The sequence below is a fragment of the Anaerococcus hydrogenalis genome (genome assembly GCF_002871895.1).
GTDB lineage: Bacteria > Bacillota > Clostridia > Tissierellales > Peptoniphilaceae > Anaerococcus > Anaerococcus hydrogenalis.
This window is the reverse complement of sequence record NZ_PNHP01000002.1, coordinates 133,726-158,714: the sequence shown is the minus strand read 5'-3', so window position 1 is coordinate 158,714 and position 24,989 is coordinate 133,726. Positions and strand designations below refer to the sequence as shown.

Below are 24,989 nucleotides of genomic sequence, written 5' to 3'. Positions count from 1 at the left end.
AGAAAGATTTATAAAAAAAATAATTTTTAAGATTATATTTATACATAAGGTCACAAAAAAGCCCAAAGTTTGGATAGAAATATACAATAAAAAAACCTAAAAAACACAATATATAGTGCCCCTTGTTTTATTATATCTATATATGGTATACTATAATAGTATTAATAAAGGAGTTGAAAAAATGCCTAAAGTTGTAAAAAGAAATGGTCAAAAGGTAGATTTTGACAAAGAAAAAATAAAAATAGCCATAGAAAAGGCTATGAATTCACCAAATGGTGTTTTTATAGAAAATCAAGCAGAAGAAATTGCAAATGAAATTGAAAAAAGCGTCGAAAATAAAAGAGAAATTTCAATTTATCAAATAGAAGATAGGGTTTATTACAAATTAATTGATAAGAAGAATCCTGCAACAGCAAAATCATACGAGGCCTACAGGTCAGTCCAAGCCTACAAAAGAGCAGCAAACACAACTGACGATGACATAATCGGCCTACTTGAAAGAACAAATATAGATGTAATGGATGAAAATTCTAACAAAAATCCATTAATTGCATCAACTCAAAGAGATTTAATAGCTGGTGAAGTTTCAAAAGATTTGGCAAAAAGAAAATTAATTGATGCCGACCTTGTAGAAGCTCATGAAGATGGAGCAATACATATTCATGATTTAGATTATTTAATCCAACCAATTTTTAATTGTTGCTTGGTAAATATGAAAGATATGCTCGATAATGGAACTGTTATAAATGGAAAAACAATAGAAAGGCCCAAATCTTTCCAAGTAGCATGTAATGTAATGACCCAAATTATTGCCCAAATTGCTTCAAACCAATATGGTGGCCAATCTATCAATATTTCTTGTCTTTCAAAATATTTGGAAGTTTCCTACAATAAAAATTATAAATTAGCTAAAGAAATTTTATCAAATGAAGATGAAATAAAAAAAATGGCTGAAAAATTGACCCAAAGAGATTTGGAATCAGGTATTCAAACTATCCAATACCAAATAAATACCCTTATGACATCAAATGGTCAAGCACCCTTTGTAACCTTATTTATGCATACAGATGAAAAAGATCCTTACCTTGACCAAACTGTAAAAATTATAGAAGAAATTCTAAAACAAAGAATCCAAGGAATAAAAAATGAAGCAGGAGTTTATGTAACACCAGCCTTCCCAAAATTAATTTATGTATTGGATGAAAATAATGTAAAAGAGGAAAGCAAATATCACTACCTAACTCAATTATCCATAAAATGTACGGCAAAAAGAATGTATCCTGATTATATTTCTGCCAAAAAAATGAGAGAAAATTACGAGGGAAATGTATTTTCACCAATGGGCTGCAGGGCATTTTTGCCACCATATAAGGATGAAAATGGAGATTATAAATTTGATGGCAGATTTAATATAGGAGTTTGTACAATCAACCTCCCTCAAATTGGAATACTAGCAGGTAATGACGAAGAAAAATTCTTTGAAATTTTAAATAAAAGAATGGATCTTGTAAAAAGAGTAGGAATTCTAAGGTATGAACACCTAAAAGATGTAACAAGCGATTCATCTCCAATACATTTTCAACACGGGGCAATAGCAAGACTAAAACCTCACGAAAAAATAAAACCACTTTTAAAAAATGGTTATGCAACAGTAACAATTGGTTATATTGGCATTTATGAAGCTTGTAAACTTGTAAAAGGTGTAAGCCATACAAGTAAAGAAGGAAAAGAATTTGCCTTTAAAATAATGAACCTATTAAACGAGAAAAAAGAAGAATGGATAAAAGAAACAGGTTTACAATTTGCAGTTTATGGAACTCCAGCTGAAAATCTTACAAATAGGTTCGCATCAATTGATAAAAAAAGATTTGGTCAAATTGAAGATGTAACAGATAAGGGTTATTATACAAATTCTTTCCATGTTGATGTAAGAGAAGAAATTTCTGCCTTTGAAAAATTTGATTTTGAGTCAAAATTCCAAGATATGTCATCAGGTGGTTGTATTTCTTATGTAGAAATTCCAAATATGGCAAATAATTTGAAGGCTCTTGGCAAAATTGTCGAATATATTTATGACCATATTCAATATGCAGAATTTAACACAAAATCCGATTATTGTGCAAAATGTAATTATGATGGAGAAATGCTTTTAAATGACGACAACGAATGGTATTGTCCACAATGCGGAAACAAAGACAGGTCAAAACTAACAGTTGTAAGAAGAACTTGTGGATATTTGGGAGAAAATTTCTGGAATGAAGGAAGAACCAAAGAAATAAAGGCAAGAGTTTTGCATATATAATAAAAAAGTCTACATTAGTAGACTTTTTTTATGGAGGATTTATGAGATACGGGCAAATTAGAAAATATGATGTGGCAAATGGACCTGGAATTAGGACTTCGTTTTTTGTCACAGGCTGTCATGCAAATTGCAAAAATTGTTTTAATAAGGAATATATGAATCCAAATTTTGGCAATTTGTGGACAGAAAAACAAACTCAAGAAATTATTTCATACTTAAAAAAAGATGAAATAGAAGGACTTACAATTCTTGGGGGAGAACCCTTTGAATCTACAGAGGATTTGATTAAAATTGTAAAAAAAATTAGAGAAGAATCGGATAAGTCTATTTGGATTTTTTCGGGATTTTTGTATGAAGTTTTGGTAAATATTGAAAATGCAAAAGAACTTTTATCCATGTGTGATGTCTTGGTCGATGGACTCTTTGTGGAAGAATTAAAGGATTTAAGATTAAAATTTAAGGGTTCATCTAACCAAAGAACAATTGATATACAAAAATCTTTAGAAAATGAAAAAGTAATCCTCTTAGATGGGTATAATTAAAGTAGAAATAAATTTAGGAGGATATAATGGAGATTAATAAAAAAAGAAAAGGTATTGGAGGAATTGTTATAGCAATAATTGCAATAATTGCTCTTGCAATCATTGTTTTAATTCCTTCATATAATGGACTTGTAAAACAAAAAGAACAATTAGACGAATCTTATGCTCAAGTGCAAAATGTGGTTCAAAGAAGAGCAGACTTAATTCCAAACCTTGTAAGTACTGTAAAAGGATATTCAAAACATGAAAAAGATACTTTGACAGAAGTAACAAATGCAAGGGCAGGAATAAAAGACGCCAAGGGACCAAAAGAATTAGCAGAGGCTAACGAGCAAATGTCCCAAGCAATTAGAAACATAAATGTAGTTGCAGAGGCATATCCAGAATTAAAAGCTGATAAGCAATTTACCCAACTTATGGATGAGCTTGCAGGAACAGAAAATAGAATTTCAGTAGAAAGAAAAAATTATAACGGTGAAGTTAAGGCTTATAATACAAAGGTAAAATCTTTCCCAACAAGCATTTTTGCATCAATGATGGGATTTGATAAGGCAGAATATTTTGAAGCAGATGCATCAGCCCAAGATGTACCAAAAGTAAATTTCGGAAGTTAGGTAATTTATGAGAAAAAGGAAGAATATAATAGTAACTATTTTATTTGCCTTTATTCTTCTTTTTCTACCTAATAAATCATTAGCAGAAAACTTACCAGAATCACCCAACACTTACTACTATGATGAGCTCAATTTAATTGACCAAGAAACCAAAGACCATTTAACAAAAGTAAACAAAGAACTTGAGCAAAAAACAGGTTCTCAAGTTATCTATGTTTCACTAAAAGATATAGAAGACCAACCCATGCAAGTTGGAACAGATCTTTTAAACAAATGGAAAATTGGAGATAAGGAAAAAAATAATGGAGTTTTGATTTTAATTTCCCAAAGAAAGGGCCAAGATAAAAAAGATATTTCAATTATCACAGGCTATGGAATTGAGGGAAGATTAAATGATGGTAAGGTTGGAAGAATAATTGACGAATTTATGCTTGATTATATGAGAGAGGGCGATTTTTCTAAAGGAATTAGAGAAGGCTTTAATGCTATAGTTTCTGAAATAGCAGAAGAATATCAAGTAGAATTAAATGGTGATTATGATAAATATTCTGAAAGACTAAAAGAAGACCAAGACGATGAAATAGATATTAGGACATTGATATTTATATTTATAATATTTATAATTTTCTCAAGATTATTCGCAGGCCGTGGAAACTATCGTGGCGGTGGATTTACAGGAGGATTTGGAGGATTCGGTGGCGGATCATTTGGAGGATTCTCCGGCGGGTCATCAGGCGGATTTTCTGGAGGAGGCTTCTCCGGCGGCGGCGGATCATCCGGTGGTGGCGGAGCAAGCCGTGGAATTTAATAAAAATTGGACCTTTTTAGGTCCTTTTTTATTTTTAAAATAAAATTATGATTAATTAAATGATATAATAAAAAAGGTGATTACATGTATATAAAAACTTCTGTTAGAAAACTTATTGAATTTGTTATGAGAAGTGGGGATATTGATAATTCTTTTAGGGACAATAATAGGATGGTTCAAGGAATCAAGGCTCATCAAAAAATTCAAAAATCTTATGATAAAAATTATAAGGCTGAGTACTACCTAACTAATATTACAAAAATAGATGATATGGAATTTCATGTTGAGGGTAGGGCTGATGGTCTTTTGAAAAAAAAGGGTCAAATAATAATAGATGAGATAAAATCTACCACAAGAAATTTGGAAAAACTGGATGATTCTAATAAATTACATTGGGCTCAGGCCTTTTGCTATGGGTATTTTTATGGTGTAAAAAAAGATCTCAAAAAACTTACCATAAGGTTAACCTATGTTTCACTTGATGATTATAGGACAAAAACTTTTGAAAAAGAAAAGAGCCTTGACGAACTTTATGATTTTTACATAAATTTACTAAAAGAATATATTAATTTCTCAAAAATTTTATCAATAAATCTTGAAAAAAGAAATAAGAGCGCAAAAGAATTGACCTTTCCCTATAGTGGCTATAGGAAGGGACAAAGAAAGATGTCAGTTGCAGTCTACAGGGCGATTTTGGATAAGAAAAAATTATTTGTTGATGCTCCAACTGGAACTGGAAAGACTATTTCTACTATTTTTCCTGCTGTAAAATCTTTGGGAGAGGGCCTATCTGATAAAATTTTTTACTTAACTGCCAAAAATACTACTGCAAAAGAAGCCCTAAAGTCTTTGTATCTTTTAAAAGAAAAAAACTTATCAATAAAGGCCGTTTCTTTGACAAGTAAGGAAAAAATTTGCCTTAATGATGAAATTTCTTGTAATCCTGATGATTGTCCCTTTGCCAGGGGCCATTTTGATAGGGTAAATGAAGGCCTAAAAGATATTTTGGAAAATGAAGATATAATGGATTTTGATATAATTACATCTTATGCAGAAAAACATAGACTTTGTCCTCTAGAATTTGAACTAGACCTGGCCCTTTATTCTGACCTTATTATTTGTGATTATAATTATGTTTTTGACCCAAATGTTTATTTGAGAAGATTTTTTGATGAAAGTATTGACGAATATATATTTTTGATTGATGAGGCCCACAATCTTTTGGAAAGATCAAGAAAAATGTTCTCCCATGAATTTGTGGATACAAGTTTTAAAAAGTTAAGAGAGGGCATGGATATCAAAAAAGATTTGAAAATAATTAAATCTATTGACTCTATCTTGGATGAATTTGAAAAGATGTACAAAAACTATGGAAAAAAATTATTCTATTATACTACTGATAATAATGATGATTTTGACAAAAAACTAATGGGCCTTTCAAAAAAATTAGAAAAAGTCTTGATTAAGGATAAAAAAAGAGATGATTATGATAAAATAGAAGATATGTTTTTTGAAATAAACCACCACCTTAAAATTTCTGATAATTTTAGGGAGGGCTTTTATCAAACTTTGACCTATGATGAAAATTCTATGGAAAAAATATATGAAATTAAGTGTATAGATCCATCTCAGGTTTTGAGTGAAAAATATAAACTGGCAAGATCTAGTGTATTTTTTTCTGCGACTCTTTCTCCAATGAATTTTTATATAAAAATGTTGGGGGCAGAAGACTCCTTAAAAGTTCACTTGGACCTTCCCTTTGACAAGAAAAATTTTGCACTTTTGGCAAGTCCAATTTCGACACGATATAAGGACAGAAACAACAATTTGATGGATATAGCTGATTTAATTCATGAATTTATTAATGCGAAAAAAGGAAATTATTTTATATTTTTCCCTTCATTTTCATATCTTACAGATGTTTATGAATATTATAAAGAAAATTACAATGATGATATCTTGGTTCAGGAGAGGTCTATGTCTCCTATAGAAAGACACAAATTTTTACAAAATTTTACATATGAAAGCAAAAAAACAGCTTTTTTAGTCCTAGGAGGAATTTTTTCTGAAGGAGTAGACCTAAAAGGGGACAGACTCATTGGATCTATGGTTATTTCTGTAGGTATGCCTGGTGTAAGTGATGAGAGAAATCTAATAAAGACTCATTTTGACCAAATTTCTCATAATGGTTTCGATTATTCATACACATTTCCAGGTTTGAATAAAATTTTCCAAGCTGCAGGAAGGTTAATTAGGGGAGAAAAAGATAAGGGGATAATTTATTTGATTGATGATAGGTTTTTGTGGGATAAGTATAGGAGATTATATCCAAGACATTGGTCAAATCTTATAGAAGTTAAAAATAAAAAAGAATTAAAAAATTTGGTTGAAAAATTTTGGAATGAGGAGAATAAATGAGACAAAAAGCAATAAAAGATGTAGAAATAATAGATATGTCCTATCCGAATATATCTATTGGGAAAATAAATGAAGAAAAAAATGTCCAATTTAAGGGGGGAGTCCTAGGACAAAAAGTAAGGGTAAAAATTACCAAAAACAGGGGAAATAATAAAAAGGGAAAGTTTATGGAAGTTTTGGAAGAATCCAAAATAGAAAATGCCAAAGAATTTTGTCCTAATGCCGGAATTTGTGGAGGTTGTTCCTACCAAAAAATGGGATATGAAACCGAACTTTTACTAAAACACAATATGATGCAAAAACTTTTAAAAAATCATCATATAGATGTGAAAGAACTTTCTATAGTAAGAAGTCCAAAAATAAAAGGATACAGAAACAAAATGGAATATACTTTTGGAGATTCCTACAAGGATGGTCCCTTAGTTTTGGGTCTTCATAGGCAAAATAGGTTTTATGAAATTGTCGATACAGAAGGTTGTAATATTGTAGACGAAGATTTTGAATCGATTAGAAAACATGTACAAAATTATTTTAGGGAAAAAAATACAAGTTTTTATCATAAAAAAGCCCACACAGGATTGCTTCGTAATCTGATAATAAGAAAGGCCATGCACACTGGAGAAATTATGGTAATCCTTGTAACAAGCTCTGACAAATCTTTTGATCCAATGAGAAGAGACCTCTTTGCCCACAATCTTTTAAATGCAAGAACAGATGGGAGAATTGTATCAATTTATCATGTAATAAATGACAGTTTGTCAGATGCAGTGAAAGTTGACTCAATGGACCTATTATTTGGAAAAAAATATATAGAAGAGAAAATGAATGACTTAAAATTTCAAATCTCACCCTTCTCATTTTTCCAACCAAATGTATTTACAGCAGAAAAAATTTACCAAAAAGCCATAGAATTAGCAAATGTAGATAAAAATAAAAATGTCCTAGACCTATATTCAGGAACAGGAACCATAACCCAATTATTTGCAAAATCAGCAAATAAGGCAATGGGAATAGAAATAGTAGAAGAAGCTGTAGAAAAAGCCTTCGACAATGCAAAAGAAAACCAAATAGAAAATATAGACTTCATAGCAGGAGATGTATTAGAAAAAATCGACTTAGTAAAAGGAAAATACGACATAGTAGTCCTAGATCCACCAAGAGAGGGAATAAACCCAAAAGCAATCAAAAAAATAATGGACATAAATCCAAAAGAATTCGTCTATATATCTTGCAACCCAAAAACTCAAGTAAGAGATATAGAAATATTTATGGAAAATGGATATAAAGTAAAAAAATACCAAGCCTTTGACCAATTTCCTAGGTCAAGACATGTGGAGGCTATAGCGTTGATACAAAAGATATAAATTTAGAAATCCTGCATTTTAAGCAGTTTTATAAGCATTTTGTCTTCGATAAAGATGAAGAAGGATATGTTAAAAAGACTCAAAAAAACTACATGAACGTAAGAGTAGTTTTGCAACTGGTATGAGGAAACACAAAAAATATAATTAACTCATTTTGTACTTTCTACAAGAGTAGCTTAAAAGGCTGCTCTTTTTTTATTAAAGGGAGTAAGGATTCGTTACATCCTTTTCAAAATATAAAGCATTCACAAGCCAACTTTACATATTCGCTTTTACAACATATAATAAAAGCGAAAATGAGGGGGAGAGAGGACTATGAATACACTTAAAGAATATATACAAAAGAATTTAATAATAACTAACAAAGAAGCAGAAGAACTTGGATATACTAGGCATAATTTATCAGAATTAACAAAGAGCGGGCAACTAGAAAGATTAAGACCAGGACTATATCAATTAAAAGGAAAAGTAATAGACGATTTTGTTTTATATCATCTAATAGTAATCGAATTATATTTTCCCATCAAACAGCCCTCTACCTCCACGACCTATCCGACAGGGCACCAAATGTATTCCATATATCTGTACCCCAAGGCTACAATGCAAGCCATATCAAAAAGAGGTACGAAGATCTACAAGTTCACTATGTAAAAAAAAGATTTATACGAACAAGGAAAGACAGAAATAAAATCACCACAAGATAGCCTTATTCCGGTTTATGATATAGATCGAACAATTTGCGATATCATAATCGACAGCGAAAAAATAGATAAACAGATTTTCACAGAAGCCATAAAAAGATACTTTAAATCACCAAATAAAAATCTAAGACGACTCATAAAGTACAGTAGATTATTTAAAATAGAAGATGAAATTAGAAAATATATGGAGGTATTATCGTGATTAATATCGAGAGTATAAAGGGCAAGATAAGAAGTCTTGCAGAGAAGAAAAATACGTTCTTAAAAGCCTTAAAGTATAATATATTTGGACTTTTTATTTTTGGTGTTTCTTATTTTTTGAAATATGATATAAATAAGACTCATACAAAAGAAATATTATTAATATTATTTCTATGTGAGGTTTGTTATTGGTTAACGGTTGTAATTGGATTATTGGTTATTACGAAGTTAAAAGTTAAAAAATAAATTTTGGCACCTATTTTACAAAATTATAGGTGCTTTTTTGATTTCGGAAAATTAATGATGGGATATTGGATAATATAATAAATAATCGTAGGAGAAATTATAAATATAGATGTAGATGATGGGATAAAATATAAAAATAATGGCATATCCATTAGAAACAATTTTAGCTGAAAAATACGAAACCATAATCAGAAGAAATATAGCAACAACAAGAATGAGAGACTTTTACGACCTATACACCGTCTACAAACTAAAAAAAGACCAGATAGATTATAAAATTTTAAAAGAGGCAATAGAGAGAACCTCAAAGAAAAGAGGAAGTCAGGAGATAATGAAAGACTATGAGGAAATAATCGAGGACATAAAAGAAGATTCATACCTAAGATCCTTGTGGGATGTATATCTCAGTGAAAATAAGTATATTGGAGATTTGAACTTTGATAAGGTTGTTAGTGTAGTTACAATTTTATCAAATAGAATTAATGAGATGTAATATTCCAGACATTGTCTAGGAAATCATAGACAAGAAATATTAAGTATAGAAGTGGAATTATTCTACTTCTTTTTTTAATACTTAAATGTTATTTCAAGGAGAACGTTTTTATATTAAGCGGACATTTAATGGTATAATATAATAAATATAAGTCTTCAACATTGGTATATTGAGAACTTTTAGTCATAAAGGATTATTAAAAAAACTAATAGATTTAGATATGACAAAAAGAAATTGATGAAAATAGCAAAATTTGGAAAATTTAGCTTTATAAAATTAAGAATGGCAAACCATAACCACAGATGTTTTGCTTAGGATCTGCAATGTTTTAGATTATGATATTTATGAAATAGTAGAATGTGTGAAAATATAAAATTAGGAGATTATATTTTGAATAAAATCACAGGAGTTACAAGACGAGATATTTTTGATTTATTCAGGAAAGGAATAACAGAAGATAATTGGTTATCAATAGAGAATATTTTTTACCCTTATTATGGTCGATTTGATATTGTTGAATTTTTAAAAAGATTGTATAACTTAGCAGATTTGAAAAGTATAGATTCAAGAGTTGATAATGCAGAAGAAGAAATTATAATGCATACACATAATGGAGATTATCCAGACGATTGGATATTCGAAGACGAAAGATTTCAACTGTTTGATGGCGAAGATAATATTTTACTTGATTTTATTTGCGAAGTGTTTCATCCAGAAGTTAGGGATGAAAATGGGGTTTGGGAAAGATATTTAGAAAGAATAAATGTTTTACTAAAAGAAGATGGATATGAGATAGTTGCCACAAGTAAATTGTCAGGAAGAGATGTCTATAGCTGGAAAATATATAGAATAATACCGGATATGTATATTCCTTTTTCAGAAAGAAATAAATCTCTAATACTAAATAAAAAAATTAGCGTTAAACTTCCTAATGGGGTGAGATATCAACTTTTTAAGGTAATGAATGAGTATGATGAAATATTTTACTTGACCGATAAAACTAACTGGAATTATACAAAATATAGTAGTGAATGTGTTCTGGAAGATATTAATAAATTTTATTTGCCGAAACATTATGTTAATAAAGAACTTGTTGAAATAAAAGGGTTTAAAGATTTTCAGGAGGGAACTTCACCTTCAACTGTATTTGATGTTATTGAAAGTTTTAGTCGTCACACTACTGAATATGAAAAATTTGAAAAAGAAATAAATACTATCTTTAAATTAAATGATATTAATATAGAGCTTAAGAGTGGAGAAATACACTCAATCAATAATATAGCAATAGAACTTGATTCTTCTATAAGAATTAGTGAAGCAGGTATTGAAGAGTTAATTGCAACGGCTGATGACTTGTATAGAAAAGGGAAGTACTCCTATGCTGTTGAAAAAATATGGGATGCTTTTGAAAGAATTAAAACGTATTATTATCCTGCCTTGAATAAGAAAAAATCAGCAGAAAAAATTATTAAAGATATAAGCTTTGAAAATGAAAATATCGAAATGATGTTTGATGTTGAATTCAAAACATTGACGGATATTGGGAATAATTATCGTATAAGACATCATGAAATTAATAAAATAGATATTAGCAAGGAATTACATTATAAGTATTTCTATAAAAGATGTTTGGCATTAATTTCTGTATTATTAGAAAATTTACAGTAATGGGGGATGAATTTGTTTTTTGATAATAGTAAATATTTTATATTTGATAAATTAATACCTACCTCAAGTGGAGAAGAAATTCAGGTCTATAAACTTAATAGTGAATTGTTAGATGATAATAGTTTGAATAATTGGGCTTTGGGATTAAGGGATAATTATGTTGAAGAAATTCTATTAGAGTCTCTAGTCCGAGGAACAGGATTAACGCAAAAAGAGTTTTTGGAGAAGAATATATTTCCCAATCATCAAAATAAACTGGGTGCTTCAACTATGTCTGGGGAATTCGGAGAGATATTGGTATATGACTATATAAATTTTGTTCTAAAGCACTATATTACTAGAACTAGGTATTTGGAAAAAGTCAATCCTGATATGCCAGTATCCGGAAGTGATGTGATAGGATATAAAGTTAAAAATATTAATAAACCAAGTAAGTCTGATCACTTAATAGTTGCTGAAGTAAAAACTCGTTCTAGCAAAGTTGGAAATAAAAACAGGTTGTGTGAAAAAACAGTTAAAGATGCTATAGAACACTCTATTAAAGATAGGGTTCGAATCGGTGAGTCACTAAATGCCGAAAAAAGGAGATTACTTAATCGTTCAAGAAATGACGAGGCAAAAATAGTAGAAAGATTTCAAAATAAAACAGACAATCCATTTACATTAGACTTTTTTGCAGTTGCTGTATTGGATAATGAATTGTATTCAGACCAAGTGGTTTTGGATGTGGTTAATAGTCAGCATGAAAATATAAAATCTACGAATATATTGATAATTCATTCTAAAGAATTGAAGCTCTTCTTAAGGGATTTATATAGGAGGGCTTGCTTATGCTGATAGAAAGTACTTCAAAGTACTATTTGAAAAAGGTTCGAGCAAAAGCAAAAATGTATGAATATGGAGTGCCAGAGAATCTTCATATTGAAGTTGAAGATCAAGCCAATGATCTCATATTACTTTGCATTGGAATAGTTGGAGACATCGCTAATGAAATATGGAATATGGAACAAGCACCTATAATTCTTCCAAAAGAAAAGGAAGAAGAGTTATACTTTGTGTCAAGATTTTTTGATTCATATTTCCAATCCAAAATGAGTATAGAGATGAATCCATATTATATTTTAATGGGAGCGGTTACTTATTACTTCTGTAATATGAATGGTAGTTCAAAAGTAATGATTAGTATTATGCCAGATTTAAGTGATTTTGAGTTTTTTGCTTCTGGATTAGAAAATGTAATAATGTGGATGTTAGATAATAATCATAAATTTGACGTCGGTAAGATAGATGGAAAATACAGAAACTATATTGTGCAATTAGTTGATTACTATAATATGTTTTTTGATTGCAAAAATCCTAACAACTCGAATTTTGATGATTTTAGAAGTTATGTTTATAAACTTGGTAACGATAGAGAAATATTATTTACAGATATTATATTAGCAATATTGAAAAAGAAAATTTATAATTCGTGTATTAATCTAATGCCACTATATTCTGGTATTGACAAGAACGATTGGATTTCAACATTTAAGAACAATGCGCTGATGAAAGAAATGTGGTCATCCCAGATTTTACTAGGTAAAGAAGGAATTTTCGAAGGAAAATCAGGTTTTATTCAAATGCCAACAAGCTCTGGTAAAACAACATCTGTAGCACTTGCTGTACAAGCTGCTTTTCTATCACATAGAACTTCAATTGTAGTTGTAGTAGCTCCATTTAGAGCTTTATGTAAGGAAATAATGCTTGATATGGAAAAGTTTTTTGCGTTTGATGAAAATATATCTGTAACTGAGTTTTCTGATATTCCTGAACCTAGCGAAATAGAGTTGGTTAAATCTGAGTCTATTGGTAAAAAAATATTTGTTATGACTCCAGAAAAGTTGGAATATATTTTAAAACACGATACGGAAATAATTGAAAGTATTAACATGATTGTTTTTGATGAAGCGCATTTGTTTGATGATGAATCAAGAGGAACAGATTACGAACTTTTACTGACAACAATAAATAGCTATCTTAGACCAGATGCACAGAAGATATTAGTTTCAGCAGTAATTTCTAATGCTGAGCAATTAAATGCGTGGATTAACGATGATGGTATTGTTATAAAAAATAATACAATTAAAACATCAGAGAAAACGGTAGCCTTTAATACATTTACATCGACTAATGTTAATAATGCTTATAGTAATCTTTATTTTGTGGATCCAAATAAATATCTAGAAGAAGAATTTTATGTACCAAGAGTAGTCCAAACAAGAGAAATAAATAAAAAAGGTAATGAGAAAAAATTAAGATATTTTCCTGATTTTAAAAATAATACGCAAGATGTAGGCATTTATTATGCTATTAAATTAATAAGAAACGGCTGTATTGCAATATTTTGCTCAAAAAAAGATAGTGTAAATAAGATATTGCTAAGATTTATTGAATTAAAAGAGAGAGGAGTTTCTCTTGAAGATTTTAGTCGTTTGTCAGATTATGCTGAGTGTTCAAAAATTGCATATTTAATAAGAGAACATTTTGGTGAAAATGATTTATACACGGCAGCATTAAATGGTATTGTGGGGCATCATTCAGGTATACCGAACGGAGTAAGAATTGCTGAAGAATATGCTTTGAAAAAATCATTAGTTCGTTGTGTAGTATGTACTTCTACATTGGCACAAGGAGTAAATTTGCCAATTAAATATTTAATCGTATCAAGTGTTTATCAATCAAAACAGGTAATTAAAGTTAGAGATTTCCATAATTTGATAGGAAGAACAGCAAGAGCAGGAAAAGAGACAGAAGGAACTATCATTCTAACAGAAAATATCTATAAAAATAGTAAAGAAGACTATAAATTAAATAAGTATAAACGTTTGCTTAATGCTGACAATTCTGAGGAGTGTTCTAGCAATCTTTTGAAATTAGTCAGAGAAGTTGATTTAGGAAATAATAGAACAATCAGTTTTGACTTTTTGAAAAAATACATTAATTCCAGATATTCTAATAAGGCTGAATACACTGAATTGAAAAAAGGTATTATTGAATATAAAGAGCAAGGAAAGGAATGTGGTGAAGAAATTTTTTATAAAATGAATGAAATAGATCATATTCTAGTATCATTGGAAAATTTTATACTTGGCTTTGTAGATGTTGAAGATGAAAGTTTTGAAATTATTAAATCTACATATGGGTACTACTTGGCAAATGAAGAAGAAAAAGAAGAATTGAAGAATATATATAACCTTATTAAAAGTAGTATTGATAGTCTTGAAGTTACTAATAAACTGATTTACAGAAAAAGCATGTTAGGCATATTGAAAATGAAAGAACTATCTATATTTATAGATAATAATTTGTATGAAATAGTAAATGCGAATTTTGATGAATTAATTAGAATTATTGCTAATAGACTTAAAGAATCAGAGGTTTGCAAGATTATTCCTAAATTTGTTGATGATAGCTATGTGTATGATTTATTAAAAATATGGATTAATGGTAAAAGTTATATTGAAATCTGGAGCTATGCAAAATCAGTAAATTTGTTAGTTAAGCGGGGTAAAAGAAGTAGAGATATATCATTGGAAGACATAATAACTTTATGTGATTCGGACTTTGGATATGCTTCATTAACTATAATACAGGCTATTATAGAAGTTTTAAATACCAAGGATTGTAGTGAAAATACACAGGAAAATTTAAGCGATATAATTTATAGAATAAGATATGGATTACCGAACAAAGAGTCTGTGTTTATATATGAACTTGGATTTGCAGATAGAATTATTTCGCAAAAAATTGCTAATGAAATAAGTGATTTTGACTGTAGCACAAAAACGAAAACAAAATCTACAATAAAAAGTAATAGAGAGAAATTACGAGTATTATTGTCAAACTATCCATCATATTTCTTGGATAGACTTCAAAAACTAAGATAATATTTCAAGGAGATAGAAGTTATTTTTCCATCTCCTTACGTATGTAAATTCCATAGTTATTTCGTATTTGATAAAGCCCACACGTGTTAGATCTTGTAAGGAGTAATCTTGCATAATTCCATTCCAATTTCGTGAGCTTTTATAGGATCAACCTCTCCTGGTAGAAAAGATTGGATTAAATGTCTAGCCAAAACTGTATCTTTAGTATCATTATTTTTTCGTGTTTTCATAAATTGAATATGGGCAGTAGATGGGTGACATTTAAATGAAGATACCAAGATTTTTTCATCAGTTTTTTCACTCTTAGTTATATAATCTATTGCCAAATTTAGGGTTGATTTTATAGGATGTATTTTTGTAATTGCCATACTAATCACCAGAACCTTCTTTTGATTTATTAAGAAGTAGGGAATGGATCTGCCATATTTCTCTTGATAATTTTTCTATCTGCTTATTCATAGATTCAATTTCATTCTTGTAAATAACACCAGTTGTATTAGTAGCTTTTGCAATCTGGTTTATATTATTTGTTGCATTTGAAAGTAGCCATTGTAGGTTTCTGAATGGTTCTAAATCTACAACATAAATTTCTTTTTCTAAGACACATTTTCTAAGAAAGTGGGACATAGTTTTGCAATTAGCAAGTTTCATTTTTTTTCAAAAACTTCTTTTTCTTCTTTGGTTAGTTTTATTTCTATTCTTTCATTTCTAAATCTATTTGCCATTTTATTCTCCTTTATAAAATATATTTCGGGGTCTTAGGGCTCTCCCTAACAAGGTAAAAATTAAAAAAATGGAGCATTCCGTAAAGGTTTGCTCCATTAATTTTTTCGTAAGTGTCCGTACACTTACTGTGCTTGCTATTAAAGTTATAAGCGTTAAGCGTTTATTCAGTTTTATTAATTATACCGCATTTAAAGAAATTAATAAAGAAGTATAAGCGAAGCTATTGACAATGATTATCAGAGTTGATACAATAATACCGACAAGAGTGTCGGTTTGGAGGTTATTTATGAAATGAAAATGGAAGCTGATGAAAGAAAAAAGCAGATTAGACAAGCAGCTATTAAAGTCTTTTTGGATAAGGGATTTAGAAATACAGTTATGAATGACATTATGGAAGCTACTGGACTTTCTAGAGGTGGCTTGTATCATCATTATGGTTCTACGCATGAAATCTTATACGACATTATGATGGAAGGTAATTTAAATAGAAAAGATATTATTCAAAAATCAATTTATGATGAAGGATTAATATTAAGTCCACAGTTGTTTTCAAGAATGATTATAGACAAGATACTTGCAGATAATGATTATGTAAAGCTTTATGTTATGTTTTTATGTGAGTTAAAAGAAAATGATGATCTGAAAGAATTATATGTGAAAATAAAAAAAGAGTCCATACAAGTATTTAAAGAATTGTTTTCTACTTTGTTTAACGTGTTACCTTCTGATGAAACATTTGAATTTATGATTAATATTATGAATTCTGGATTGATGGCTTGCGAAATTTTGAATGCACGTGAGAATTTTACAAAAAATAAGATATATCTAACTGAAATGATAGAGACTTATTTTATAAATGTAATGAAAAAAGATGATGAAAGGAGTTAAATTTATGGATCTATTAAAAAAATACATTAAGAGAAATAAAGCACCATATTTTATTTCTGTCTTGTTTGCAATACTTGGAGTAATTTCAAATCTTTTTGTATATATTATTCTAAGTAAGATGATTATATCATTAATTGATGGTAGCCAAGATTTTTATTACTATATAAATAAAATTTTCTTGATACTTTCATGTCTTATAATCAAAGAAGTGTTTATGTTTTTGTCAACAATGATTTCTCATAAAACAGCCTATAAAATAATACGAGATATAAGAAAAAGCCTTATGGAAAAATTATTTAATATGCCATTAGGAGATATATTGAATGAATCTACTGGTAAGTTAAAAGACATAATTGTAAATCAAGTCGATAATACTGAAACAACATTGGCTCATATGATACCTGAGATGACAGCTAATTTAATCGGACCTATAATATTATTTGTTTACATGTTAATTTTAGATTATAGACTAAGTTTAATATCTTTAATTCCATTAGTTATTGGTGGATTTTTTATGACAGGGCCGATGAAAAGAATGAAGGTAAAGTTTCCACAAGCAGTTAAAATTGGCCAAGATATGAATAATTCCGTGGTTGAATATATAAATGGAATAGAGGTTATTAAAACATTTAATCAAGGCGAAAAATCTTATAGAAAATACAGGGACAATGTGTATAAAAAGGCAAATTACTATTATGATTGGATGGGAGAAAATACAAGAGACTATGCGATAAGTATGTCTATTGCTCCAGTTGGTATTTTGACAATTATACCATTTGGTTTATATTTCTGTATGAATGGTTCACTAGATGGTGGTGTATTTTTAACATTGATAATCCTTTCTTTTGGGACTATCCAAAATATTATGAGAGTAATGACTTTTGAAGATGATATTGGAAGAATGTCAACTATTTTCGAAGAGATTAAAAATATACTTTCTGCGAGAGAATTATCTCATAAAAATGAAAATTTGGATATAAAAAATTATAATATAGAGATAAAAAACGTAGATTTTTCTTATGAAAAAGATAAGCAAGTCCTAAACAATATAAATATAAATATAGAAGAAGGAAGTGTGAATGCTTTAGTAGGCGAATCGGGTTCGGGAAAGTCGACTATTGCAAAACTAATTTCAGGATTTTGGGATGTAGATAGTGGTTCTATAAGTATAGGAAATGTAAATATTAAAGATATGTCCCTTGAAAAGTTATCTACTGTTATTTCCTATGTAGCACAAGATAATTTTCTTTTTGATATGTCAATTAAAGATAACATCAGAATAGGAAATAAAAATGCTAGTGATGAGGAAATAATTGAAGTATGTAAGAAAGCAGCCTGCCATGATTTTATAATGAAGTTGTCAGATGGATATGATACAAGAGTAGGAGAAGCTGGTAAACATTTGTCTGGAGGAGAAAGGCAAAGAATATCAATTGCAAGAGCTATGATAAAGAATGCTCCAATAGTTATTTTAGACGAGGCTACCTCTTATATCGATCCTGAAAATGAAGCCTTGATTCAAGATGCAATATCAGAGCTTGTCAAAGGGAAAACTCTAATTATAATTGCCCATCGTTTAAAGACAATAACAGATGTAGATAATATATTTGTAATTAAAAATGGAGAACTTGCATGTAAAGGAAGTCATGAAGAGCTTTTGAAGGAATCAAAAGATTATCACAATCTTTGGGAAACTGCCTTGAAAGGAGAAGAAAATGCTTAGTGTTTTTAAAAAAATATGGAATTTTTCTATTGAAGAACAAGTGTATCTAAAAAAATCAATCTTTGCTAATTTTTTCGGTTCTATTTTTAATGCTCTACAATTTGCAGCCATTTATTATGCGATTTTTGGGATAGTAAACAAGGATATAAGCTTTAAAACAATAGGAATATCAAGTTTATTTTTATTAATTAGTATAGCCGGAGTAATTATTTCAAAAAATTCCTCTATGCTCAAACAAACACATGCCGGATATTTTATGGCTGGACACAAGAGAATTGAATTAGGTGAAAAAATAAAAAAAGTTCCCATGGGATTCTTCTCAAGTTTAAGTTTAGGAAATTTAACAACTATTGCGACTACTAACTTAGATAATGTAGAGACTTGGGTTCCAACTTTGTGTATTATGGTTTTCGGTGGCATGCTTAATGCTATTGTTTTTATCTTATCCTTATTTTTGTTTTCTTATAAGGTAGGTATTGTAGCAATAGTTGGTTCTATTGTATTTTTAATGATCATTGCTCGTATGCAAAAAAGGTCAAGTAAAAATGCAGATAAGATTCATGAGATTCAGGTATCACTTACCAAAGAAGTCTTATCAACATTGCAAGGAATGCAAATTATAAAATCATATAATCTACGAGGAAGTAATAATAAAAAACTTGACAAGAGCTTTGATAGTGCTAGTGAATATTCTTTTGATTTAGAAAAAACTATAATGCCATATAGTTTATTAGCTAAAATCATAATAGCTATAACAATTTGTTTGATGTTGTTTATTTCAATAAAATTATATTTTGTTGAAAATGGTCAAATAGTCAATACTATTATGATACTTATAGCAAGTTTTGTAATATTTGATGGGCTTATAACATCTGGCTCTGCTATGGCTATGCTAAGAATGGTTGAGAATGCAATAGATTCTTATTCTTATGTAAATGATATGGAAGATATGAAAGAAGGAAGTATTACAGAGCCAATAAAAAATCATGATATTGTATTTAAAAATGTCAGCTTTTCTTATGATGATAGACAAATTTTAAAAAATGTATCAGCAGAGATAAAAGAAAATACTATGACTGCCATTGTCGGACCATCTGGATCTGGTAAAACAACATTTTGTAATCTTATAGCAAGATTTTGGGATGTAAATTCTGGAGAAATTTTAATAGGTGGAAAGAATATTAAGGACTATAAGATAGAAAACCTTATGAATTCAATTTCCATGGTATTTCAAGATGTATATCTATTTGAGGATACAATTGAAAACAATATAAAATTTGGAAAACAAAATGCGAGCCATGAAGAAGTAGTTCAAGCTGCTAAAAAAGCAAGGTGTCATGAATTTATAGAAGCTTTACCAGATGGATATAACACTATCATTGGGGAAGGTGGAGCAAGTCTATCTGGTGGAGAAAAACAAAGAATCTCCATAGCCAGAGCCATGCTAAAAGACGCGGACATCATAATCTTTGATGAAGCAACAGCAAATATAGACCCGGAAAATGAAGATAAGCTTAAAGAAGCAATAGAATCATTAACAAAAAATAAGACAGTAATAATGATTGCTCATAGACTAAAGACAATTAGAAATGCTGACCAGATTTTAGTCTTAAAAGATGGAGAAATAGTAGAACGTGGTAATCATGAAGAACTGATTAAAAATAATGGACTTTATTCTGACCTTATAAATGCAAAAACTAAGGCGGAATCATGGAAATTAAATAATTGATAGGAAGAAATATTTAAAGTCTCTGAACATGAAAAATATTTAGAGCAGGTGGACAAGAAAAACCACTTGCTCTTTTTTTCGTTCCTAAATCAATATGGGAATTTTGAAGATAATCTAGAAGATAAAAATGTTGATGTAGAAAAAGTTGTAGCTACACCAATGATGATTGAAGCATAAAAAATGTATCAACCATTACCCTTTAAACAGGATTTAGGTTGATACACAAAATTATTTACAGACCCTGTTATTGTGTAATTAAGACTATAAGCGTTAAGCGTGTTATTTATAGTAAATAAAATTATACCATACTCAGAATATAATTTCAGGGCACTATTGACAAAAGTATAAGAAAATGATAATCTTTATTAAAGAACGAGTGTCGGTCAATAGGTGGTGAGATTTTGGCAAAGAGAAATGTAAAAGATCCAGAAGAAAGAAAACAGGAACTTATAAATATAGCATCCAGACTTTTTGAAAAGTATGGGTATGAGAAAGTTTCTGTTAGAGATATTCTCGCAGAAGTTAATGGAGCGCCGGGAATGTTTTATTATTATTTCAAATCAAAAGAAGATATTTTCTTGGCGTGTATGGAAACATACTTTGATGAAAAATTAAAAAATAAGTTAGGTATCCTTCAAAACAAGGAAATAGATTACGAAGAAAGAATAAAAATTCTAAGAGAACTTATAGTAAAAGATATCGGTCAGTTCACGACTAGATATAATTTTTCAAAAGAGAATTCAATTACAGATAACTCGTACAGGCTATGGGAATTGATTCATTACATTGGAAAATTTATAGATGTCTATTCAGAGTTTATAATTGAAGGAATTGAAAATAAAAAAATAGAAAATAATATGGGAATAAACAGAGAAAATGTGAGAAGTTTTGCAGCTTTTATTTTATACGGAGCTGTTGGAACAATATATAATGACTATATTATTAAGGGAGAAAACAAAACAAATTCAAGTGAAGCCTTTGGAATAATAAGCGAACTATTTCAAAGACCTCAGTAGAGAAAAATAAAATATAAGTATTTTACAAGGGAAACATCAACGGTGTTTTCCTTGTATTAGTTTTAAGGTAAATGAACGAACTCGTTCGGTAAGGAGGCATGTTTTAGATGAAAAAGAAGAAATCAATCAAAGATATTATTTCCTATAGTGAAATAAAAAAAGGACAACTTGTAGGAGGAATATTATTTGTTAGTATTGGGATGCTATTAAGTATTTGTCCAATTTTGGTGATATACAAAGTCATAAAATCTCTATTTTTATATGGAAAATTAGAACAAAGTACAATACAGTTCTGCATCTATGGACTTGCAGCAGTGGTATTGTCATATTGCTTAACTTACATTGGCGGTATTTTATGCCATAAGTTTTCATATGTTTTAATAGCTAACTTAAAAAAGAAGATATTATTTCATATTGGGAATCTTCCTTTAGGATTTTTTACTGGAGACAACAAGTCAAAAATAAGGCAAGTATTAGGATCGGACATGAATCAAATTGAGGGATATTTTTCTCATCAATTACCAAATTTAATTTCAACTTTAGTACTAATTTTAGCAATGATAATTGTTATGTTGAAGATAAATTTAATATTAGGTCTTACGACTTTGTTAATTATATTTGTCGGTTTAGGAATTCAGATTGCAATCATGGCAAAGATTATAAAGTCGGGTGGACTTGAGAAGAACTTTGTGATTTTGGATCAAATTAATTCAGCAACTACTGAATACGTTAAAGGTATGCCGGAAGTGAAAATATTTGGAACGGGAATAAAATCATTTAAAACTTTTTCAAAGTCAGTAGGAGAATATAGAGATTTTACAAGTTCGATGACATCAATGATAAGACCAGGATTTGTCTCATTTAGAATGTTTATTCTATCTGTTGCTACATTCATAGTTCCAGTAGGAATACTTTTAATGTCACGAAATAATAACTTGGATTTTGCTACAGTCTTTATTTTCTATTTGATTCTTGCACCTGCCATTAGCGTACCTGCATTAAAACTGAGAGATTTTGCAGAAGGAATGAATTTACTAAATGAAGTTGTTTTGAGAATCTACGAAATTATAGATCAAAAAGAATTTGCAATTGAAAATAGTGAGGAAGAGATAAAAGGTCATGATCTTGAATTTGAGAATGTAAGCTTTTCTTATGGAAATGAAGAGGTTTTAAAGAATATAAGCTTCTGTGCTAAACAAGGAGAAGTTACAGCATTAGTTGGATATTCGGGAGCAGGTAAATCTACTATTGGAACGCTAATACCGAGATTTTACGATCCTTCAGAAGGTTCTATTAAAATCGGTGGAGTTAATATAAAAAATATTCCGATAAACGCCTTAATGGACAAGATAGCATTTGTTTTTCAAGACAGTGATCTTATCACAGATACAGTCTTCAATAATGTTGCTATGGCAAAGACAGGTTCTACAAAAGAAGATGTCATAAAAGCTTGTAAAAAGGCAAGATGTCATGATTTTATTGTAAAACTTCCTGAAGGATATGACACAGTTTTGGGTAAAGGAACTTATTTATCTGGAGGAGAGAAACAACGTATTGCCGTAGCAAGAGCGATTTTAAAGGACGCACCAATATTAGTATTAGACGAGGCAACAAGTTTTGCAGACTCTGAAAATGAATATCTTATGCAGGAAGCTTTATCTGAATTGGTTAAGGATAAGACGGTTATTATGATTGCTCATAGGTTAAATACCATAGAGCATGCAAATCAAATTTTAGTAATATCTGATGGAAAAATTGCAGAAAGAGGTAAGCATGAAGATTTAATCGTTGCAGATGGAATATATAAGCGACTCTTTGATATTTATAAGAAGACAAATATTTGGCAAATGGACATAGAAGGGAGTGAGAATGAATGATAAGAAATATTACATTAGGAAAGATGAATAATATAAGAAAATCAATTATTTTAAATGTTTTGGCATCTATTTCCAACCTTATACCATTTATTGCTTTGGCGAAAATTGTAGAAACACTATTTTTAAATAGAGGTGCAGATAGTATAGATACGAGCCTTTTATGGAAGTATTTTGGGATAATGGCAGTATTTTTCTTAATAACATTCTTATTGGAAAATTTAGCCACAAAATATACCTATGAACTTGGATACAAGACAAGTGCAGATGGAAGAATAGAGCTTGCAGACCACATAAGAAAATTGCCGATAGGTTATATTTCAGGAAAAAGTTCAGCGGAGATCTTAGATACATTAATGAATGATTTTTTCAAAGTTGAAACGGCAGTAACGCATCAATTACCTCAATTTTTCAGTGGTATATGTGTAGCGATTCTTTGCTCGATATTATTTTTGATAATTAATGTAAAAATGGGAATAGCAACACTTATAGGACTACCTATTTCTGTTCTACTTCTTACACTCATGCAAAACTTTCAGAAACAAATTTATTTAAAAACAAAGAAAATGAGGATAAAAGAGGAAGAAGATATAAATGAATATTTGGATGCCATTAAGACTCTAAAAGCTTATAACAGCTTAGATGATACATTAACAAAACTTGAAGAAGATATAGATAACTCAAGAAATGCAAATATTAAGAGTGAGAAAGGGGTTGGTTCATTAACTACTATAGCAAGTATGATTTTAAGAATAGGACTTCCTTTGATGAGTTTAGTTGGTTCCTATTTATTTATAAATGGATCTTTGGAAATTGATACATTTTTAATGTTCTTATTTGTAGGCACAAGGATTTTTGATCCCTTGGAGCTTGCACTTGTAAATTATACAGGTCTACAAACGGCATCAGTTTCAGGAGAGAGAATCATTAACTTACTTAACGCTAAACCTATGTCAGGAAATTCCGATGTAAACGAAAGCAACAAAATTGAAATCCACGATGTTTCATTTTCTTACAAGGAATCTAAGGTTATCAATAATGTTTCACTAGACATTAATGAAAATGAATTAACTGCTTTTGTTGGTTACTCTGGCTCTGGAAAATCTACACTAATTAAATTAATTTCCAGATTTTATGATCCTAATGAAGGGACAATTAAAATTGGTGGAGTGGATTTGCTAACAGCCGACCCTGATAAATTAATGGATAAATTTTCTGTTGTTTTTCAAGATGTGTATCTTTTTAAAGACACAATTTATAACAATATAAAATTTGGAAATGAAGATGCAAGTAAAGATGAAATCATGAATGCTGCAAAAATGGCAGGAGCTTATGACTTTATAGTCAAAAAAGATGATGGATTTGACACTATGATTGGACAAGGAGGAGCGACTCTGTCTGGAGGTGAGAAACAAAGAATATCAATAGCGAGAGCAATATTAAAAAATGCCCCAATAATACTACTTGATGAAGCAACATCTTCGCTTGATCCTGAAAATGAACTTATTATACAGGAAGCCATATCAAATTTAATTAAAAATAAAACAGTTGTGGTTGTAGCCCATAAATTAAGAAGCGTAATGGGAGCTGATAAAATTGTTGTTTTAGACAAAGGAAAGGTAGAGGAAGTTGGGAAGCATGAAGAACTTATTAAAAATGAAGGACTATATAAAGACTTATGGAATTATCAAGAAAAGTCTAAAGAATGGAAGATTGTACAGTAACAATCAATTTTAAAGGAGGAAAT

15 protein-coding genes and 5 pseudogenes are annotated in these 24,989 nt (G+C 29.7%); 18 read left to right on the top strand and 2 right to left on the bottom strand.

Going from position 1 to position 24,989, the window contains the following annotated elements; translation table 11 throughout:
- Positions 1–181: 181 nt before the first annotated feature.
- The 11 genes and pseudogenes from nrdD (at position 182) to CJ192_RS03690 (ending at position 15,286) form a co-directional block, all read left to right on the top strand.
- Positions 182–2,302 (top strand): anaerobic ribonucleoside-triphosphate reductase, encoded by a 2,121-nt coding sequence (nrdD, locus tag CJ192_RS03750; RefSeq protein ID WP_102197824.1) that lies wholly within the window; start codon positions 182–184, stop codon positions 2,300–2,302.
- A 41-nt stretch (positions 2,303–2,343) separates the two neighbouring features.
- The gene (gene nrdG / locus CJ192_RS03745; protein WP_102197823.1) at positions 2,344–2,844 is read left to right on the top strand and encodes an anaerobic ribonucleoside-triphosphate reductase activating protein; all 501 of its coding nucleotides are present in this window, start codon (positions 2,344–2,346) and stop codon (positions 2,842–2,844) included.
- Positions 2,845–2,870: 26 nt separating this feature from the next.
- Positions 2,871–3,458 (top strand): LemA family protein, encoded by a 588-nt coding sequence (locus CJ192_RS03740; protein WP_102197822.1) that lies wholly within the window; start codon positions 2,871–2,873, stop codon positions 3,456–3,458.
- 7 nt (positions 3,459–3,465) lie between these two features.
- The gene (locus tag CJ192_RS03735; protein ID WP_102197821.1) at positions 3,466–4,266 is read left to right on the top strand and encodes a TPM domain-containing protein; all 801 of its coding nucleotides are present in this window, start codon (positions 3,466–3,468) and stop codon (positions 4,264–4,266) included.
- 84 nt (positions 4,267–4,350) lie between these two features.
- Positions 4,351–6,684 (top strand): ATP-dependent DNA helicase, encoded by a 2,334-nt coding sequence (locus tag CJ192_RS03730; protein WP_102197820.1) that lies wholly within the window; start codon positions 4,351–4,353, stop codon positions 6,682–6,684.
- Positions 6,681–8,048 carry a 23S rRNA (uracil(1939)-C(5))-methyltransferase RlmD gene (gene rlmD / locus CJ192_RS03725; protein ID WP_102197819.1) on the top strand — a complete coding sequence of 456 codons (1,368 nt, stop codon included), beginning with the start codon at positions 6,681–6,683 and terminating at the stop codon, positions 8,046–8,048. Before CJ192_RS03730 ends, rlmD begins: the two co-directional genes overlap by 4 nt.
- Before the next feature lie 315 nt (positions 8,049–8,363).
- Positions 8,364–8,951: pseudogene (locus CJ192_RS03720) on the top strand (type IV toxin-antitoxin system AbiEi family antitoxin domain-containing protein).
- A 375-nt stretch (positions 8,952–9,326) separates the two neighbouring features.
- Positions 9,327–9,689, top strand: a pseudogene (locus tag CJ192_RS03710) (nucleotidyl transferase AbiEii/AbiGii toxin family protein); the annotation flags it as partial.
- Positions 9,690–10,079: 390 nt separating this feature from the next.
- Positions 10,080–11,357, top strand: coding sequence for an AbiJ-related protein (locus tag CJ192_RS03700; protein ID WP_039931242.1), 1,278 nt, complete (start codon positions 10,080–10,082; stop codon positions 11,355–11,357).
- Positions 11,358–11,369: 12 nt separating this feature from the next.
- Positions 11,370–12,194, top strand: coding sequence for a Hachiman antiphage defense system protein HamA (locus tag CJ192_RS03695; protein ID WP_039931243.1), 825 nt, complete (start codon positions 11,370–11,372; stop codon positions 12,192–12,194).
- Positions 12,188–15,286, top strand: a complete 3,099-nt coding sequence (locus tag CJ192_RS03690; protein ID WP_004828910.1) for a DEAD/DEAH box helicase — start codon at positions 12,188–12,190, stop codon at positions 15,284–15,286. Before CJ192_RS03695 ends, CJ192_RS03690 begins: the two co-directional genes overlap by 7 nt.
- Positions 15,287–15,393: 107 nt before the next feature.
- Here CJ192_RS03690 and CJ192_RS03685 read toward each other — a convergent pair.
- Together CJ192_RS03685 and CJ192_RS03680 are read right to left on the bottom strand one after the other, a co-directional pair.
- Positions 15,394–15,654, bottom strand: a pseudogene (locus CJ192_RS03685) (relaxase/mobilization nuclease domain-containing protein); the annotation flags it as partial.
- A gap of 1 nt (position 15,655) precedes the next feature.
- Positions 15,656–16,011 (bottom strand): annotated as a pseudogene (locus CJ192_RS03680) (plasmid mobilization protein).
- Positions 16,012–16,303: 292 nt separating this feature from the next.
- On the opposite strand from CJ192_RS03680, the gene CJ192_RS03675 reads away from it, so the two are divergent.
- From CJ192_RS03675 to CJ192_RS03650, 7 genes and pseudogenes are all read left to right on the top strand, one after another.
- Positions 16,304–16,900 (top strand): TetR/AcrR family transcriptional regulator, encoded by a 597-nt coding sequence (locus tag CJ192_RS03675; RefSeq protein ID WP_004827281.1) that lies wholly within the window; start codon positions 16,304–16,306, stop codon positions 16,898–16,900.
- Positions 16,901–16,904: 4 nt separating this feature from the next.
- Positions 16,905–18,623 carry an ABC transporter ATP-binding protein gene (locus tag CJ192_RS03670; RefSeq protein ID WP_036755840.1) on the top strand — a complete coding sequence of 573 codons (1,719 nt, stop codon included), beginning with the start codon at positions 16,905–16,907 and terminating at the stop codon, positions 18,621–18,623.
- Positions 18,616–20,352: an ABC transporter ATP-binding protein gene (locus tag CJ192_RS03665; RefSeq protein WP_004827283.1), complete on the top strand. Its 1,737-nt coding sequence runs from the start codon at positions 18,616–18,618 to the stop codon at positions 20,350–20,352. The genes CJ192_RS03670 and CJ192_RS03665 overlap by 8 nt, the downstream gene beginning before the upstream one ends.
- Positions 20,353–20,361: 9 nt before the next feature.
- A pseudogene (locus CJ192_RS09445) lies at positions 20,362–20,526 on the top strand (sigma-70 family RNA polymerase sigma factor); the annotation flags it as partial.
- Between the two features lie 227 nt (positions 20,527–20,753).
- A complete protein-coding gene (locus CJ192_RS03660; protein ID WP_071125856.1) occupies positions 20,754–21,368 on the top strand; it encodes a TetR/AcrR family transcriptional regulator in 615 nt (204 codons plus the stop codon).
- 107 nt (positions 21,369–21,475) lie between these two features.
- Positions 21,476–23,245 (top strand): ABC transporter ATP-binding protein, encoded by a 1,770-nt coding sequence (locus tag CJ192_RS03655; protein ID WP_102197817.1) that lies wholly within the window; start codon positions 21,476–21,478, stop codon positions 23,243–23,245.
- Positions 23,242–24,966 carry an ABC transporter ATP-binding protein gene (locus CJ192_RS03650; RefSeq protein WP_102197816.1) on the top strand — a complete coding sequence of 575 codons (1,725 nt, stop codon included), beginning with the start codon at positions 23,242–23,244 and terminating at the stop codon, positions 24,964–24,966. Before CJ192_RS03655 ends, CJ192_RS03650 begins: the two co-directional genes overlap by 4 nt.
- Positions 24,967–24,989 lie beyond the last annotated feature (23 nt).

Coding starts and splice junctions, on each gene's coding strand:
- nrdD (WP_102197824.1), top strand. CDS start 182: ATGCCTAAAGTTGTAAAAAGAAATGGTCAAAAGGTAGATTTTGACAAA.
- nrdG (WP_102197823.1), top strand. CDS start 2,344: ATGAGATACGGGCAAATTAGAAAATATGATGTGGCAAATGGACCTGGA.
- CJ192_RS03740 (WP_102197822.1), top strand. CDS start 2,871: ATGGAGATTAATAAAAAAAGAAAAGGTATTGGAGGAATTGTTATAGCA.
- CJ192_RS03735 (WP_102197821.1), top strand. CDS start 3,466: ATGAGAAAAAGGAAGAATATAATAGTAACTATTTTATTTGCCTTTATT.
- CJ192_RS03730 (WP_102197820.1), top strand. CDS start 4,351: ATGTATATAAAAACTTCTGTTAGAAAACTTATTGAATTTGTTATGAGA.
- rlmD (WP_102197819.1), top strand. CDS start 6,681: ATGAGACAAAAAGCAATAAAAGATGTAGAAATAATAGATATGTCCTAT.
- CJ192_RS03690 (WP_004828910.1), top strand. CDS start 12,188: ATGCTGATAGAAAGTACTTCAAAGTACTATTTGAAAAAGGTTCGAGCA.
- CJ192_RS03675 (WP_004827281.1), top strand. CDS start 16,304: ATGAAAATGGAAGCTGATGAAAGAAAAAAGCAGATTAGACAAGCAGCT.
- CJ192_RS03670 (WP_036755840.1), top strand. CDS start 16,905: ATGGATCTATTAAAAAAATACATTAAGAGAAATAAAGCACCATATTTT.
- CJ192_RS03665 (WP_004827283.1), top strand. CDS start 18,616: ATGCTTAGTGTTTTTAAAAAAATATGGAATTTTTCTATTGAAGAACAA.
- CJ192_RS03655 (WP_102197817.1), top strand. CDS start 21,476: ATGAAAAAGAAGAAATCAATCAAAGATATTATTTCCTATAGTGAAATA.
- CJ192_RS03650 (WP_102197816.1), top strand. CDS start 23,242: ATGATAAGAAATATTACATTAGGAAAGATGAATAATATAAGAAAATCA.